Below are 14,743 nucleotides of genomic sequence, written 5' to 3' on the forward strand. Positions count from 1 at the left end.
TCAGGTGCGCGACGCCTCGAAGGTGCTCTGGATCGAGGCGTCCATGGCCTCGTCGAACTGGGCGTCGGTCTGCTGCGCGGTCAATCCCTCGACCAGCGCACGCGAGAAGCTGGCGATCATGCCGTGCTGCCTGGCCAGCCGCCGGTTGGATTCCTCGCGGCTGTAGCCGCCGGAGAGCGCCACCACCCGCAGCACGCCGCGGTGCGCGATGCAGTCGGCGTAGAGGTTGTCCTGCTCGGGAAGCGTGAGCTTGAGCATGACGCGCTTGCCGGCCGGCAGGGCATCGAGCTCCTTCATCATGGCCGCCTTCAGCATGGCCTCGGCCCCGGCCTTGTCCGGGCACTTGATGTCCACCTCGGGCTCGATGATCGGCACCAGGCCGGCGGCGAGGATCTGCCTGCCGACCTCGAACTGCTGGGCGACGATCCTGCCGATGCCGGCCGCGTTGGCCTGCTTGATGACCGAGCGCATCTTGGTGCCGAAGATCCGCCTGGACACGGCCTTCTCCAGCAAGGCGCCGAGCGCCGGCATGGGCTTCATCAGCTGCACGCCGTCGGCCTCGTCGGCCAGGCCCTTGTCGACCTTGAGGATCGGCACCACGCGCTTGGTGTTCCACAGGTAGTCGGCGGTCGACTGGCCGTGGATGTCCCGGTCCATGGTGTTCTCGAAGAGGATCGCGGCGAGGATGCGGTCGCCGTTGAAGGCCGGGGTGGTGATGATCCGCGTGCGCATCTGGTGGACCAGCGCGAACATCTGCTCGTCGTTCGACCAGGCATCGCCCTTGATGCCGTAGAGGGCCAGTGCCTTGGGGGTGCTGCCGCCGCTCTGGTCCAGCGCGGCGATGAAGCCCTGCTGGCTGGCCATCTTGCGGGTCTGCTGCTCGATCCTGTTCATCATTCTGCCTCGCGTGGGTGGGGCGGCCGGGCTGGTCCGGGCGCAACTCGGGATTGTAGATCAAGCGCTGCGGCCTGCCAGTCCGTGGAATCACATAAGCCGGTCCGCCTGAGCCGGCGCCAGCGGCTGCTAGAATCACCTCCGGGTGAGCCGACGAGGATATGGATCGGTGGCAAAGGACAAGGCATCCGCGACCAACTGGACGTTCTTCCGGGTGTCCCTGGTGGCCATCGCCTTCATCGGCGGCGTCATGGGCGCCCAGGCGGCGCTGGTCAGCGAGCAGATTCCCTGGATCCTGCTGCTGGGGATGTTCGTGGCCAGCATTCCGGTGATGCTGCTGGTCATCGGGCTGCAGCGTGCCAATCCCTGGTCGGCCGCCACCTGGCAGTACCCGGACTGGTCGCTCAACCCGCTGCAATTCCGCGAGCCGCTGCAGTTCTTCCACTTCACCGGCTTCCTGCTGCTGGCGGCCGGGCTGGGTGGCATCGCCGGCGGCATGTTCGGCCCGCATGCCATCACCGCCAACAACCAGGTGCTGGTGGCCGGCGGTGGGGGCCAGCTGGCCGGCGTGTATGTCTGCACCATCGTCTTCCGCAGCAAGATGGCGGCGCGCGGCCCTGGTGGCCATGGTGACAAGGGCACCGACCCGCAGCGCAAGGGCTGAGATCCGCCGCCAGGCAGGTGCCTATAGCTACATTCCGCAATGCCGCGGCGTTGCCAGCGGCCGGCGGCATTGATAGCGTCGCAAACCCTTCAACCAATGGAACCGGTGCGGCCCTGGGCCCTGCCGGGCAGACCGGGAGACACCATGGCCGAGAACTTTGCCGTGACCATCGATGTGCGGGAAATCCCGCCGTACCAGCGCCACCCGCTGATCTTCGGGCGGTTCAACGAGCTGCGCCCGGGAGAGGCCCTGCAGCTGGTCAACGACCACGATCCGCGCCCGTTGCATTACCAGTTCCAGGCGTTGAATGGCGGCCAGTTCACCTGGGACTACCTCGAGTCGGGCCCGGCCCTCTGGCGGGTGCGCATCGGCAAGCTGGCGGGCGCCGCGGCGCCTGCGGCCGCGACGACGGGCGGCAGCTGCTGCTCGGGCGGTTCCTGCGGCTGACGACCGGCCCGGCGGCGGCCGCCTCGCGTCCTCAGCGGGCGCGGCGCGGGCGCCGCGGATCGGGCAGCGGCACCGAGAGGATCTGCGCCAGCGGCCGGCGCTTCTCGACCAGGTCCGCGAGGCTGTAGCCGTCGAGCACCGCCTCGAATGCCTCCACCGCCTCCGCCAGCGCCTTGCGCAGCTGGCACACCGGGGCGATGACGCAGGTGTTGCTGTCGTGGTCGAAACACTCCGCCGGTATCGAGCCGGCCTCGGTGAGCCGCACCACTTCCCCGACGTTGATCTTCGCCGGTGGCCGCGCCAGCTGCAGGCCGCCACCGCGGCCGCGCACGTTGGCGAGCAGGCCGTTCTTGCCCAGGAAGTGCACGATCTTCATCAGGTGGTTCTCGGAGACGTCGAACGCCGAGGCGATCTCGGCGATCGTCGCGCGCCGGTCCGGCTCGAGCGCCAGGTAGATCAGCACCCGCAGGCTGTAATCGGTGAAGGTCGTCAGGCGCATCGCTTGGCTGTCCGCTGGTTCCCGGGCCAGAACGGCAACGGCTGCGGACAGGCCTGCGCCTGCCCGCAGCCGTTGCGGGTACCTCAGGCTGGCTCGGCCAGCCCGGCGCGCAGGGCGGCACGGGCGCGCCTGCGCTTCCACAGCAGTTTCACGGTGTATGCCCCGAGGAACAAGCCCCCCGCGGCAAACACGATGTCTCCGGGCACCCGCAGCCAGACCATCGCCTCCATGAACGGCGAGTGGATGACCTCCGGGGAACGGGCGTACCACAGGCCCTCGCTGATGCTGGCGGCGGCCTGGTAGATGCCGGCCGGCAGCAGCGACAGGAACACCATCATCGCCAGGCCGATGTTCAGGCTCCACCAGGCCGGCCCGAGCAGGCGGTCCGGGTGCAGCCCGCGCGGGTACAGGCCGCGCAGGCAGAACAGCATCAGGCCGATGCCGAGCATGCCGTAGACGCCGAACAGGGCGGCATGGCCATGGGCCGCGGTCAGGTTCAGGCCCTGCACGTAGTACAGCGAGGCCGGCGGGTTGACCGAGAAACCGAGCAGGCCGGCGCCGACGATGTTCCAGAAGCCCACGGCGACGAAGCACAGGATCGGCCAGCGGTAGGCGGCCATCCAGGGTGCCGCGCGGCTGCGCCGGTAGGTCTGGTAGCCCTCCAGCCCGACCAGCGCCAGCGGCACCACCTCCAGCGCCGAGAACACCGCGCCGAGCGCGATCACCGAGGTCGGCGTGCCGGTGAAGTACAGGTGGTGCAGGGTGCCGAGAATGCCGCCGAAGAGGAACACCACGGTTTCCAGCACGATGGCCGAGTTGGCGGTGGCGGCGCGGATGAGCCCGAGGCGGGTGAAGATCAGGGCGATGACCGCGGTGGCGAATACCTCGAAGAAGCCCTCGACCCACAGGTGCACCAGCCACCAGCGCCAGTACTCGATCATCGAGTAGTGCGTGGTCGGGCCCCAGACCAGGGAGGTCGTGTAGAAACCGCCGATGCAGAGGGCGGAGAGGAACACCATGGCGATCAGGCCGCGGGTCTCGCCCGGCTGGCGCAGTGCAGGCCACAGCGCCCGGCCCATCAGCAGCAGCCAGAAGGCGAGGCCGACGAACAGCAGCACCTGCCAGATGCGCCCCATGCTGGTGAATTCCAGGCCCTGGTTGCCGATCCAGAAGGCGTAGTCCGCGCCGCGTGCCTGCAGCGTGCCGAGCCAGCCGGTGGCGGTGGAGCCGACGACGATGACGATGAGCGCCCAGAACAGCAGGTCGACGCCGGCCTTCTGCCACTTCGGTTCGTGGCCGGAGAGCAGCGGCGAGATGTACAGGCCGGTGGCCAGCCAGGCGGTGGCGATCCAGAAGATGCCGTACTGGGTGTGCACCGTGCGGCTGACGACGTAGGGCAGCACCTCGGCGAGCGCGAAGCCGAAGAAGGCCTGGCCCTCCACGGCGTAGTGGGCGGTGATCGCCCCCATGCCGATCTGCGCCAGCAGCAGGCCCACGACCACGAAGAAATACTTGCGCGTGGCGCGCATCGAGGCGGTGGGCACCGCGCCCAGCAGCGGATCGGCTGCCGGCGGCGCCGGGTCCGCGGCGTGGCCGCGGGAACCATGGAACCAGAGCATGGCGGCAATGCCGGCGATCAGCAGCACGATGCTGGCGATGGTCCAGATGACGCTGTCGGCGGTCAGGGTGTTGTCGACCAGCGGCTCGTGCGGCCAGTTGCTGGTGTAGGAGAGCCCCGTTTCGCCGGGACGGTCGGTCACCGTGGCCCAGGCCGACCAGAAGAAGAAGGCGGTGAGCGCGGTACGGTCCGCGGCATCCGCCACCGTATCGGCCGTCATGGCGTACTGCTCGCGCAGCGTGTCGAGCCCGGCGGCGCTGCCGAACAGGTCGGCATAGTGCCCGGCGACCGCGCGGATGGCCGCGGCGCGCTCGGTCGAAACCGTCAGGATTCCGCTGTGGCTGCTGTAGCCGTTGTGGCGCATCTCCTGCCGGAGCGCCGCATCGATGGCGCCCTGCTGCTCGAGGTCCAGCCCGGCGTAGGGTGCGCGGAAGCGTCGCTCGGCCAGGCGATCCCGCAGCGCCAGGGCCTCGCGGTGCAGCCAGTCCGCCGACCAGTCCGGGGCGACGTAGCTGCCATGGCCCCAGACGCTGCCGAGTTGCTGGCCGCCGGTGGCCAGCCAGATGCGCTGGCCCTGCTGCACCTCTTCGCCGGTGAAGACCGTGGCGCCGTCGGCATCCAGCACCCGCTCGGGGATGGGCGGTGCCTGCAGGTAGATCTGCCGGCCGGTCCAGCCCAGCACGGCGAAGGAGAGCACGAAGACAATGCCAAGGCACTGCCAGAGTTTGCGCGTCGGTTGCATGGAGGGATCCCCGGGGATGGTCGTGTTGGCGAAAGCGGCACCCTCGGTGCCAGTAGATGCATACGAAATGCCGCTTATTGTACGAAGCGCGCGGCCTTGACCAATTCGTCAATTACATCTTTACAGGGAGAGCGCCTTGCACTATGCGGGTGGCCGGCGCTGCTGCACCGGCCGGGCCGGGATCAGCGATACAGGGCTTCGAGCCCGGCCTGCAGGCGCAGCAGCCGGGCCGGTGGCAGGCCGGCCTCCAGCAGCGGGAAGAACTGCCGGTCCTCGAGGCGCACATGGGCGTTGAGCAGCTCGCCGAATGCCGCCAGCGCGGCGGCATCGACTGCATCGTCGGCGGCCAGCTCGCGGATCCGGCTGGTCATCTGCCGGTGCTCCGCCGCGAGGCGCTCCGCCATCGCCACGGCCTCGGCGCCGCAGTCCTGCGCCGCGGGAAACACCACCTGCTCCTCGGCGAGGAAATGCCTGCGCAGGTGGCGCTCATGGAACGCCGCCAGGGCCTGCGCCTGCGCCGCCGGCGCGGCCGGCCAGCCGCTGCCCGCGCTGCCGGTGCCGGTCACCAGGCGGCGCGCCAGCACCAGGCTCTCGTGGTGCTCGCGGGCAATCAGCAACAGGGATTCGTGGCGCTTCATGGGCGCCCGCAGTGTAGCGGATCAGGCGCTGGCGCCGGGTGCATCGGCCAGCAGGTTCAGGCCATGGACCGTCGGCGCAACAGGGCTCCGAGCCCGAGGGCGGAGGCCAGCAGCCACGCGGCACCGGGCACCGGCACCGCGGCAGCCATGAAGTTCACCGTGCCATTGCTGTGAAAATTGGCGAGGAAGGACTCGCCGCTCGACAGCGTGCCGCGCAGGCAGGCCATGGCATTCGCCAGCGAACCCGGGGCCGCGGTCCATGCTGCCTCGGGCATCGACTCGCAGATCCCGGCCGGCGCAACCTGGAAGCCCGTGCCGTAGATGTTGGCGATGCCGCCGAAGCCGAAAATGCCGGTGGCGCCGAGCTGGCCGCCACGCCAGTCGAAAACCGAGCCGCTGCCCATCAGCGTCACGCCCTCCAGTGACCCGGCCTGCAACGCCAGCACGGTGTTGGTCCAGACGTTGGCCTGGTTGGTATCGATTGCACCATCCACGGTGACGTGCACCGGGTTGCCGCCGTTCAGGTATGCCAGCCATGAGGCCTGCAGCACGCTGCCACCGCTGCCGACCCCGATGGTTTGCGCGTTGCTGGCCATGCGCGTGTGGTCGAGCTCGTTGCCATCGGCGTCACGCAGCACGCCCGAGAGGGTAACGGTGGGGGTCAGCAGGCGTACGTTGCCGGCGCCCATCTTCAGGTCTGCGTCGATGACGATGCTGCCGGGCGCCTCCAGCCACAGGTCGAAGAGGGTTGGCCCGAATATCACCGAGGCCGACAGGTCCGAGGAATCGGCCACGGCGATATTCTGCCCGGCGCTGATCAGCACCGTCGTGAACGCCATGGTTTGCGCGATCTCCGCCGCGTTCACGTAGTCCCCGCTCCCTGAGGAGGGCCCGTTGCCAATCGTGACTTCCAGCGGGACGGCCAAGGCGGCATGGCTAGGCATGACCAGGGCCAAGGCGCATGCCAGGGCGAAACGCATGCTGCGTCCGCAATTGATGGAAGACATGGGCATCTCCTTCGTTGTTCTTGTCATGGCCCCACGGGCTGGTGGGCGGATGCCGTTGGCGACGGTTGCGCACCATTCGGCACGACTATATCGGCTTTGCGTACCGGGGATGTCTGGCCATGTGACATAAGATGGTGTCAGGCGGCCCAGAATGCTCCCACCAGAGGGCTGCGCAATTTCTTTTCCAGCGTAAACAGGCCCACCTCGAAGGGCGCCAGCGCCGGTCGCGCTTCCAGCACCACCACCTGTGCGGCCAGAGGGCTGTTGTCGAGCACGATCTGCGGCACCACGCCGACGCCGAAGCCCAGGCTGACCATGCTGACGATGGCCTCGTTGCCGGCGACCTGCGCGTAGATGCGGGGAGCGACGCCGAGCTCGCGGAACCAGCGTTCCACCCGCTGCCGCGACAGGCCGCTCTCGGCGAGGATCATCGGCGTCTTGCCCCAGGCCGCCGGATCCGGCCGGCGCCGCTCGAGTTCGCGCCGGCGCGGCTCCCCGGCCGGGGCGATGAACACCAGCCGCGAGCGCGTGATGGGCCTGAAGGCGAGGCCGGCGGGCAGCACATCGGGGCGCGCACCGATGGCGATGTCCTCGTGGCCACCCAGCACCCGTGCGATGGCGTCCTCCGGATCGCCGGTGTGCAGCTTGATCTCGATCCGCGGGTGATCGCGCCGCAGCCGCCCCAGCAGCTCGAAGAGGAAGCTGTAGCTGGCGGTCACCGAGCAGTAGAGGCTCACCTCGCCCTGCAGCGTGCCCGCCTGCTCGAGCAGCGTGTGGCGCACCTCGTCCCAGCCCGCCAGCACCTCGCGCGCCCAGCGCAGGAAGGTCTCGCCCTGGCGGGTGAGGGCCACCGAACGGTTGTCCCGGCTGAACAGCACGGCACCCACCTCGGCTTCCAGCTGGCGGATGCTGCGGCTCAGGGCCGAGGCGCTGACATGGCTGATGGCACTGGCTCTGCCGAAATGCAGGGCCCCCGCAAGATGCACGAACTGCCGCAGTTGGCGAATATCCATTATTACGGTGTCTATTACGGTGTCAGGCCGGGCTTTTCGGGCTTTTTCGGTCTGCGTCAGCGCAAAAAGCCCGAAAAGCCCGGCCTGACACCAATAGGGGCAGACACCAATAGGGGCACGATCTGGGGCAATGGTCTGGAGTTCATGGCTTATTGTTGCACAGATCAGCATGCACCATTGCGTATATATCGTTTTACGCAACGTCAGGGCGGCGCTACAGTGCCTGCCGGGCTGCATGGTGCAGGCAAGCAGGGCGGGCGTCCGCCGGAGGCAATCGACATGAAGGTCTACTACGACAAGGACTGCGATCTTTCCATCATCCGCGGCAAGAAGGTCGCGGTGATCGGCTACGGCTCCCAGGGCCATGCCCATGCCTGCAACCTCAAGGACTCCGGCGTGGATGTGACGGTGGGGCTGAAGCCGGGTTCGGCTTCCCGCAAGAAGGCCGAGGCCCACGGCATCAAGGTCGCCGACGTGCCGGCCGCGGTGAAGGCCGCCGACCTGGTCATGATCCTGACGCCCGACGAATTCCAGGCGCAGCTCTACGCCAACGAGATCGAGCCCAACATCCGCAAGGGCGCCACGCTGGCCTTCGCCCACGGCTTCGCCATCCACTTCGAGAGCATCAGGCCCCGCGCCGATCTCGACGTCATCATGATTGCGCCCAAGGCGCCCGGCCATACCGTGCGCACCGAGTACCAGGCGGGCCGCGGCATCCCGGACCTCGTGGCCGTCGCCCGCGACCCCTCGGGCAAGGCGCTGGCGACCGCGCTGTCCTACGCCTCGGCCATCGGCGGTGGGCGCACCGGCATCATCGGCACCACCTTCAAGGACGAATGCGAGACCGACCTCTTCGGCGAGCAGGCCGTACTCTGCGGCGGTTGCGTGGAGCTGGTGAAGGCCGGTTTCGAGACCCTGGTGGAGGCCGGCTACCCGGCCGAGATGGCCTACTTCGAGTGCCTGCACGAACTGAAGCTGATCGTCGACCTGATGTACCAGGGCGGCATCGCCGACATGAACTACTCCATCTCGAACAACGCCGAGTTCGGCGAGTACGTCACCGGCCCGAAGGTCATCAACGAGCAGTCGCGCAAGGCCATGAAGGAAGCCCTGGCCAACATCCAGAACGGCTCCTACGCGAAGCGCTTCCTGGCCGAGGGTGCCGGCGGCTACCCGGAGATGACCCGGGCGCGGGCCGCCAATGCGAAGCACCCCATCGAGACGGTGGGCGCGACCCTGCGGGCGATGATGCCCTGGATCGCCGCCAACAGGATCGTCGACAAGAGCCGCAACTAGGCGACGGCCGGACTGCCGGGCAGCCGATTGATTTTTCGCCCGGAGTCTTGAAATATCTGGCGGCATGACCGCCGCCTGCGCGAGCGCCCTGGCTCCCGCGAACCAGGATTGGGACCCCCCTGCCAGGGCCGGAGCACCGGCCCCTGGCGGGGAGGTTGCGGCCGCGGACTTCTCCCAGCAGGTGCTGCGCACCGATGTCGCCGGCATGCCGCTGGAGTGGATCGACTACCGCGAGGCGGTGCGCCTCTACTGCATGGAGCAGGTCGCCTACAGCTGCGGGTCGCTGCTCTACCGTGTGCATGGCGGCTGGAGCGCCCGCAGCGGTGATCGCAGCATCGTCGACGTCAATTCCATCGTCGCCACCGTCGGTCGCACGCCCGGCATCGCCGGCATGCGCGACAGCTACGTGCCGCCGCTCAACAACAAGACGCTGTTCCGGCGCGATGCCAACCTCTGCCTGTACTGCGGCGAACGCTTCATGTCGCGCGACCTGACCCGCGACCATGTCACCCCGCTGAGCAAGGGCGGCCGCGACAGCTGGACCAATGTCGTCACCGCCTGCCGGCGCTGCAACAACCACAAGGGTGGCCGCACGCCCGAGGGGGCGGGCCTGCAGCTGATCGCCGTGCCCTTCACGCCCACCTATGCCGAGTACATCTACCTGAAGGGCCGGCGCGTGATGGCCGACCAGATGGAATTCCTGCTGGCGCACATTCCGCGTTCCAGCCCGCTGCATGCGCGCCTGAGCACGAGCCTGAAGTCCGGCGCCGGGCACGGCCTGCGCGTCTTCCACGACTGAGCTAGGCGGCCCGCGCGGCTCCCCGGGAGCGCCCGCGGCCCGCTGCCGGAGCCCTGCCGCGCATGGTCTATCTCATCGACGCCAGCGTGTTCGTCTTCCGGGCCTGGTATTCGATCCCGGCCGACATGCTCGACCCGGCGCGCAACCCGGTGAATGCGCTCTACGGCTTCAGCCGTTTCCTCGGCGATTTCCTCGAGGACCTGCGCCCCGAGCGCGTCGCGGTGGCCTTCGACGGGAACCGCGAGGCGAGCTGCGTGCGCACCGCCATCTATCCCGCCTACAAGGCCAACCGCGAGCCCGCGCCGGCGGAACTGAAGCTGCAGTTCGCGCGCTGCCGCGCGGTGGCGCGCGCGCTGGGGCTGGCCGACTGCGCCGACACCGCGTTCGAGGCCGATGACCTCATCGCCGCGATGGCGGCCCGCGCCCGCGCGGCCGGCCATCGTGTCACCATCCTCAGCCGCGACAAGGACCTCGCCCAGGTGCTGCAGCCGGGCGACGTGCTCTGGGACTATCCCTCCGGCCGGCGCATCGGCTACGAGGACGTGCCGGCGGTCTACGGCGTGCGCGCCGAGCAGATCGCCGATTTCCTCGCCCTCACCGGCGATGCGGTGGACAACATCCGCGGCGTGCGCGGCATCGGCCCGAAGACCGCCGCCGCGCTGCTCGGGCATTTCGCCAGCATCGATGCCCTCTACGCCAATCTCGATGCGGTGGGGCGCCTGAAGATCCGCGCGGCGCCCGCCTTGCCGGAGAAGCTGCGCCAGCATCGCGGCAATGTCGATGTGGCGCTGCAACTGACACGGGTCCGCTACGATGCGCCGGTGTTCGACGATGCCGATGCGCTGCTGCGCCGCCCGCCCGACCTCGAGGGCCTGGGCGATCTCTACGACGTCGCCGGCTTCGGCGAATCGCTGCGTCGCCAGGCCCGGCGCCTGGCCGCGGGCTGAGTGGCGCGCGCGGGCCTGCCGTGGACCTGCACCGCCAGCCATGACCAGCCTCAGCGAGCCGCTGCTCTTCGCCCTGCGCTCCGCCACCGGCGTGACGCTGGTGCCGGGCAGCGTCAGCAGCGTGGGCGGCGGCAGCATCCACGCCTGCTACCGGGTGGCGGAGCGAAGCGGCCGCGCCTGGTTCCTCAAGCTCAACGAAGCCGACTGTGCGCCGCTGTTCGCCGCCGAGGCGGCGGGGCTGGCGGAGCTGGCGCATGCTCAGGCGCTGCGCGTACCCGCGGTGATCGGCCATGGCGTCGCCGACGATGTCGCCTGGCTGCTGCTCGAGTACATCGAGCTCGAGCAGGGCCATGCCGCCGCGGCCACGCGCCTCGGCGAGCGGCTGGCGCTGCAGCACCGCCGCGGCGCGGACCATCATGGCTGGCATCGTGACAACAGCATCGGCACCACGCCCCAGCGCAACGGCTGGCAGGATGACTGGCTGGAGTTCTGGCGGCGCGAGCGGCTCGGCTTCCAGCTGCACCTCGCCGCGCGGCATGGCCACGGCGCGGCGTTCGATGGTCGCGACGAGCGCCTGCTGGCGGCATTGCCGTTGCTGTTCGCGGGCCATCGGCCGGCACCGTCCCTGCTGCACGGCGACCTCTGGGCCGGCAACTGGGGCATGACCCGGGCCGGGGAGCCGGTGATCTTCGATCCGGCCGTCTACTACGGCGACCGCGAGACCGACCTGGCGATGAGCGAACTCTTCGGCGGTTTCCCGCGGGAGTTTTATGTCGCTTACCAGCACGCCTGGCCCCTGCCACCGGGCTACCCTGTGCGCCGCGACGTTTACAATCTCTACCACGTCCTGAATCATCTGAACCTCTTCGGTGGCGCCTACCTGGCGCAAGCCATCGGCCTGATGGACCGGGTCCTGGCGGCCGTCCGGGAACACAGCTGAGAGAACAGCCCATGACCGACAGGAAGAGCCTCGATTCCATCCTCCAGGAACGCCGCGTGTTTCCGCCGGGCGCGGAGTTCACCGCCCGCGCGCGCATCAAGCCCGCCGACCGCGAGCGCCTGGTGGCCGAGGCCCGCGCCGACCACGAAGGCTTCTGGGGCCGCATCGCCCGCGAGACGCTCGGCTGGCACAAGCCCTTCAGCGTCACGCTCGAGCAGGCCGGCGCACCCAACTACCGCTGGTTCACCGACGGCGAGATCAACGCGTCCTGGAACTGCCTGGACGCCCACCTGCGCGAGCGGGGCGACAAGACCGCAATCATCTTCGAGTCCGAGCCCGGCGAGGTCCGGCGCCTGAGCTACCGCGAGCTGGCGGCGGAAGTCTGCCGCCTGGCCAATGCGCTGAAGGCCAGCGGCATCGCCGCCGGCGACCGTGTCGTGATCTACATGCCCATGGTGCCGGAGGCGATCATCGCCATGCTGGCCTGTGCGCGCATCGGTGCGGTGCACTCGGTGGTATTCGGCGGTTTCTCGGTGCGCTCCCTGCGCGATCGCATCGAGGACGCGGGCGCGCGCCTGCTCATCACCGCCGACGGCGGACACCGCGCCGGCAAGCTGGTGGAACTGAAGGCCGCCGCCGACGAGGCGCTGGCGGGCGCCTGCCCCAGCATCGAGAAGCTGATCGTGCTGCGCCACGCCGGCTGTCCGGTGGACATGAAGCCGGGCCGCGATGTCTGGTGGTCCGACGCCGTGGCGGGCCAGGCGGCGAGCTGCGCGCCGGTGTTCGTGCCGAGCGAGCACCCGCTGTTCCTGCTCTATACCTCGGGCTCCACCGGCAGGCCCAAGGGCATCCAGCACTCCACCGCCGGCTTCCTGCTCGGCGCCAAGCTGACCACGCTCTGGGCCTTCGACCTGCGCGACGACGATGTCTTCTGGTGCACGGCGGACATCGGCTGGGTCACCGGGCACACCTACGTGGCCTACGGGCCGCTGGCCGCCGGCGCCACCGTGGTGATCTACGAGGGCGCGCCGGTGCATCCCGACGCCGGCCGCTTCTGGAGCATCTGCCAGCGCCACGGCGTGACCATCTTCTATACGGCACCGACGGCCATCCGCGCCCTCATGAAGTACGGCGAGGAGATCCCCGCGAAGTACGACCTGTCGAAGATCCGCCTCCTCGGCTCGGTGGGCGAGCCGATCAACCCGGAGGCCTGGATCTGGTACCACCGCAATATCGGCAGGGAACGCTGTCCGGTGGTGGACACCTGGTGGCAGACCGAGACCGGGGCGACACTGATCGCGCCGCTGCCGGGCGCGGTGGCCGCCAAGCCCGGCTCCTGCACCCTGCCGCTGCCCGGCATCGAGGCCGCGGTGGTGGACGATGACGGCAACGAGATCGACGACCCGAACCGCGGCGGACATCTGGTCATCCGCAAGCCCTGGCCCTTCATGCTGCGCACCATCTGGGGCGACAACGAGCGCTATCTCGCCACCTACTGGGCACGCTTCGGCAACCGTTTCTACGTCGCCGGCGACACCGCGCACCGTGACAAGGACGGCTACTTCTGGGTCATGGGCCGCGCCGACGACGTACTCAAGGTGTCCGGCCACCGCCTCGGCACCGCCGAGATCGAATCCGCCTTCGTCGCCAACCCGCGGGTGGCCGAGGCCGCCGTGGTGGGCCGGCCGCACGACATCAAGGGCGAGGCCATCTGCGCCTACGTGGTGATGAAGGGCGAGCGGCCCACCGGTGCCGCCGCCGAGGCCATGGCCCACGAGCTGCGCGAGTGGGTCGGCCGGGAGATCGGCGCCATCGCCAAGCCCGACGACATCCGCTTCGCCGACAACCTGCCGAAGACCCGCTCCGGCAAGATCATGCGCCGGCTGCTGCGCGCCGTCGCCCGCGGCGAGGAGATCACCCAGGACGTGTCCACGCTGGAGAACCCGGCGATCCTCGAGCAGCTGCGCGGGGAGGCGTAGTATCGGCCGGGAGATCCGCGCCAGGTTCCCGGGGCCAAAGAGGGGGCGGTATGCGCTTCGACAAGCTGGCCGGGCCCGCTCTGGTGCTGCTCCCAGTCCTGCTGCTGGGGGCAGCCGCCGACCCCGGTGCCGGCCCCGAAGAGTCCGCAGCCGATGACGGCGAGGAGGCCGGCGCTGCCTTGCTGATGGGGCGCCCGCCTGCGCTGCTGCTTGAGGGAGGCACGGCCGCGCAGCGCGTGCCCGAAAGCACGAAGGTCCGGTATCCGCCATACGCCCTGCGGCTTGGCCAGGAGGGCTGGGTGCAGATGAGCTTCTGCGTCTCTCCCGCGGGCGAGGTGATCGACCCGGTCGTGGAGCAGTCGAGCGGCGGCGAGGTTTTCGAGCAGGCCGCACTGGAAGGCCTGCGTGGTTCGCGATTCGTGCCCGCCACCTGGCAGGGCCAGCCAGTGCTCCAATGCGCGACCCGGGTTCTGTTCCAGTTCAAGATTGCGGGACAGACCGGAGGGCGCCGGTCGTTCCTGCGGGCATACCGGGGCGTGAATGCGCTGTTGTCTGCCGGTCGTCTGGATGAAGCGCAGGCCCGCCTCGACACACTGCGCGATGAAGGGGGCTGGAACCTCTATGAATCCTCGTGGCTGAAGCTGCTGCAGGGTAACGTCCAGCAGCGACGAGGAGACCTCGATGACGCCATGCACAGCGTGAGTGCAGGTATCGCTGGCAAGGGCAAGTACATCGAGCGCCAGGCCTATCGGATCGCCGTCGTGCAGTTGTTCAAGCTGCAGGTGGCCACCCGGCACTACCGGGAGGCACTGGATACCTGGGCCGATATCCAGGAGCTCAATCCCGCGCTCGATGATCCCGAGGTCGACAGGCTGGCACGGGAAGTGCGCAGCCGCATCGATTCACCGCAATACCTCGAGTTCTCGGGGGAGATCCGCCGTCGCGCGAACCCCGATGAGGATCACCCCCACTGGCAGCACGCCCTCCTGCGCCGCAAGTTCGGCTTCGAGGCTGTGGAGGGCAAAGTTGACGAGTTCGAACTGCGCTGCGACTGGAGGCGGGTTCGCGCCCCGGTCAGTACCGAGGTGGTACTGGAACTGCCCGCCAGCTGGGGCAATTGTGATGTGTTCGTCTTCGGCGATGCCGGTGCGAAGCTGAAGCTCGTCGAATATCCAATAGCCGCCACCAGCCAGACCCCGCCACCCGGCCCATGAACCGGCGGGCCGGCCTGTGACGCCCCGCGTTGACAAGCCGGCCCGC

General features: G+C 69.1%; 14 protein-coding genes. 8 read left to right on the plus strand and 6 right to left on the minus strand.

The window, feature by feature from the left end; genetic code table 11:
• The gene (locus tag HRU81_12925) at positions 1-894 is read right to left on the minus strand and encodes a fructose bisphosphate aldolase (protein QOJ33407.1); all 894 of its coding nucleotides are present in this window, start codon (positions 892-894) and stop codon (positions 1-3) included.
• A 169-nt stretch (positions 895-1,063) separates the two neighbouring features.
• Between HRU81_12925 and HRU81_12930 the strand changes: the two genes are divergently transcribed.
• Both HRU81_12930 and HRU81_12935 read left to right on the plus strand, forming a co-directional pair.
• Positions 1,064-1,558, plus strand: a complete 495-nt coding sequence (locus HRU81_12930; GenBank protein ID QOJ32947.1) for a hypothetical protein — start codon at positions 1,064-1,066, stop codon at positions 1,556-1,558.
• A 144-nt stretch (positions 1,559-1,702) separates the two neighbouring features.
• Positions 1,703-2,005: a DUF2249 domain-containing protein gene (locus HRU81_12935; protein ID QOJ32948.1), complete on the plus strand. Its 303-nt coding sequence runs from the start codon at positions 1,703-1,705 to the stop codon at positions 2,003-2,005.
• Between the two features lie 31 nt (positions 2,006-2,036).
• Here the strand turns inward: HRU81_12935 and HRU81_12940 are convergent, their stop codons facing one another.
• The 5 genes from HRU81_12940 to ilvY all read right to left on the minus strand — a co-directional run bounded on the left by HRU81_12940 (position 2,037) and on the right by ilvY (position 7,522).
• Positions 2,037-2,504 (minus strand): Rrf2 family transcriptional regulator, encoded by a 468-nt coding sequence (locus HRU81_12940; protein ID QOJ32949.1) that lies wholly within the window; start codon positions 2,502-2,504, stop codon positions 2,037-2,039.
• Positions 2,505-2,587: 83 nt separating this feature from the next.
• Positions 2,588-4,864, minus strand: a complete 2,277-nt coding sequence (locus HRU81_12945) for a nitric-oxide reductase large subunit (protein ID QOJ32950.1) — start codon at positions 4,862-4,864, stop codon at positions 2,588-2,590.
• A gap of 182 nt (positions 4,865-5,046) precedes the next feature.
• On the minus strand, positions 5,047-5,502 hold the full coding sequence (locus tag HRU81_12950) for a hemerythrin domain-containing protein (GenBank protein QOJ32951.1): 456 nt from the start codon (positions 5,500-5,502) through the stop codon (positions 5,047-5,049).
• Between the two features lie 56 nt (positions 5,503-5,558).
• Positions 5,559-6,368, minus strand: a complete 810-nt coding sequence (locus HRU81_12955) for a hypothetical protein (protein QOJ32952.1) — start codon at positions 6,366-6,368, stop codon at positions 5,559-5,561.
• Between the two features lie 278 nt (positions 6,369-6,646).
• Positions 6,647-7,522 carry an HTH-type transcriptional activator IlvY gene (gene ilvY / locus HRU81_12960; protein QOJ32953.1) on the minus strand — a complete coding sequence of 292 codons (876 nt, stop codon included), beginning with the start codon at positions 7,520-7,522 and terminating at the stop codon, positions 6,647-6,649.
• A gap of 279 nt (positions 7,523-7,801) precedes the next feature.
• Between ilvY and ilvC the strand changes: the two genes are divergently transcribed.
• The 6 genes from ilvC to HRU81_12990 all read left to right on the plus strand — a co-directional run bounded on the left by ilvC (position 7,802) and on the right by HRU81_12990 (position 14,697).
• The gene (gene ilvC, locus HRU81_12965) at positions 7,802-8,818 is read left to right on the plus strand and encodes a ketol-acid reductoisomerase (GenBank protein QOJ32954.1); all 1,017 of its coding nucleotides are present in this window, start codon (positions 7,802-7,804) and stop codon (positions 8,816-8,818) included.
• 64 nt (positions 8,819-8,882) lie between these two features.
• Positions 8,883-9,617 carry an HNH endonuclease gene (locus HRU81_12970; protein ID QOJ32955.1) on the plus strand — a complete coding sequence of 245 codons (735 nt, stop codon included), beginning with the start codon at positions 8,883-8,885 and terminating at the stop codon, positions 9,615-9,617.
• A 62-nt stretch (positions 9,618-9,679) separates the two neighbouring features.
• Positions 9,680-10,564: an exodeoxyribonuclease IX gene (locus HRU81_12975; GenBank protein QOJ32956.1), complete on the plus strand. Its 885-nt coding sequence runs from the start codon at positions 9,680-9,682 to the stop codon at positions 10,562-10,564.
• Between the two features lie 40 nt (positions 10,565-10,604).
• Positions 10,605-11,504 carry a fructosamine kinase family protein gene (locus HRU81_12980; protein ID QOJ32957.1) on the plus strand — a complete coding sequence of 300 codons (900 nt, stop codon included), beginning with the start codon at positions 10,605-10,607 and terminating at the stop codon, positions 11,502-11,504.
• An 11-nt stretch (positions 11,505-11,515) separates the two neighbouring features.
• Positions 11,516-13,483, plus strand: coding sequence for an acetate--CoA ligase (gene acs, locus HRU81_12985; protein QOJ32958.1), 1,968 nt, complete (start codon positions 11,516-11,518; stop codon positions 13,481-13,483).
• A gap of 50 nt (positions 13,484-13,533) precedes the next feature.
• The gene (locus HRU81_12990; protein ID QOJ32959.1) at positions 13,534-14,697 is read left to right on the plus strand and encodes an energy transducer TonB; all 1,164 of its coding nucleotides are present in this window, start codon (positions 13,534-13,536) and stop codon (positions 14,695-14,697) included.
• Positions 14,698-14,743: the final 46 nt, after the last annotated feature.

The organism is Gammaproteobacteria bacterium (genome assembly GCA_015709695.1).
Lineage (GTDB): Bacteria > Pseudomonadota > Gammaproteobacteria > Steroidobacterales.